The organism is Actinotignum stranguriae, from assembly GCF_051265215.1.
Lineage (GTDB): Bacteria > Actinomycetota > Actinomycetes > Actinomycetales > Actinomycetaceae > Actinotignum > Actinotignum schaalii_C.
In genome coordinates this window covers 1-1,428 of record NZ_JBOZCJ010000047.1, presented here as the reverse complement: position 1 = coordinate 1,428, position 1,428 = coordinate 1, and the positions used below count along the sequence as shown (strand labels likewise).

The 1,428-nt window shown below is 57.2% G+C and carries 1 protein-coding gene; it reads left to right on the top strand.

Annotated elements, in window-relative coordinates; translation table 11 throughout:
• Positions 1-331 precede the first annotated feature (331 nt).
• The gene (locus tag ACRQEG_RS09475; RefSeq protein WP_087070276.1) at positions 332-1,408 is read left to right on the top strand and encodes an IS110 family RNA-guided transposase; all 1,077 of its coding nucleotides are present in this window, start codon (positions 332-334) and stop codon (positions 1,406-1,408) included.
• The last annotated feature ends 20 nt before the right edge of the window (positions 1,409-1,428 follow it).

Here is a 1,428-nt window from a genome sequence, read left to right as displayed (position 1 = left end):
ACGCGCTGTGAGACTTGTGTGTAGCTGATCTGGGATCGGCTGGCAGGATAGATCATAGCCACGGTGGCGTGCCCCGCTTACGCGCTGACCTGCCCGCACCAGGCCTAAACAGCCTGGAAAACACGCGGGAGTGTCTTGGAAGTGACATGGCCGCCACCATGGCTATGGCCTGTCCCGGCCGGTTCATACTGGCCTGATTAGAAGCACGTCCACCAAGAGTGTGACTCTCCACAGTGATGCCGATGAACCAACCCTGAAAAGGAAAACGAACTCCCGCCAGGGCGCCGGGACAGACACCCGATAGACACAACCAAGAAAGGGCTGTATCCACATGGCAATTGTCGCACACCACTACACATACGTCATCGGGGTGGACACCCACGCGAAAAAACACGTGTTCTCCATCCTGGAATGCCCCACCGGCATCGAGGTCATCAACCAGGCCTTCGCGAACACCACGCCCGGGCATACCCGAGCCGCCACCTGGATCACGAAACACGCCACTAAGGACACCGCTAATGTGCTTATCGTGGTGGAAGGCACTGCCTCGTATGGGGCCACCCTCACCCGTTTCCTTCAAGGCAAGGGCTATACCGTGGTGGAAGCACCCCGCCCGGACGGGAAGGGCCGCTACCAACCTAAAACCGATAAGATCGATGCCTACCACATCGCCTGGCGGGCCTTGAAACTCGAGGAAAACGCCCTGACCATCCCCAGGCAAGGCACAGAGCGTGAAGCCTTACGTATCCTCATGGCAAGCCGGCGCCAACTCACACGCACGAAAACCGCGCAAATAAACGCCCTAACCGCACTCGTGCGGACAATCGATGTGGGGGTGGATGCCCGCCGGCCTCTCACTACCGCCCAGATTAGCGGCCTGGCTAGGTTAGAGAATGTTCCTGGTGAGGATATCCAGATGGTGATCGCTAAGCAAGAAGCCCGGCGTTGGGCTCAAAGTATCCTCGACCTTGGAAAGTGTCTGGAGGAGAATTTGGGGCAGATCAAGATGATTGTCCAGCTAGTGGCCCCGCTTTTACTTGATTTACCGGGAATAGGGCCTTTTGCTGCCGGGCAGATCATTGTCTCGTTTTCCCATGCTGGGCGTGTTCGTAGTGAGGCGGCTTTCGCTTCCCTAGCGGGTGTGTGTCCGATTCCGGCGTGTTCGGGTAACACGGTACGTTATCGGCTTAGTCGGGGTGGGGATCGGGCGTTGAATTATGCTTTACATATGGCGGTGTTAGTGCGTATGAGGTCGGATGAGGAAACCCGGGCGTATGTGGAAAAGCGCCTTGGTGAGGGGAAAACGAAACGCGAGGTTATACGTGTGCTTAAACGCTACCTGGCCCGGCGGGTGTATCGCCTCTTGACCAGGCATATGCGTGCCGAGGAAACCGTACTTGCCTCTTGACAACATATAGAAGCGTCACT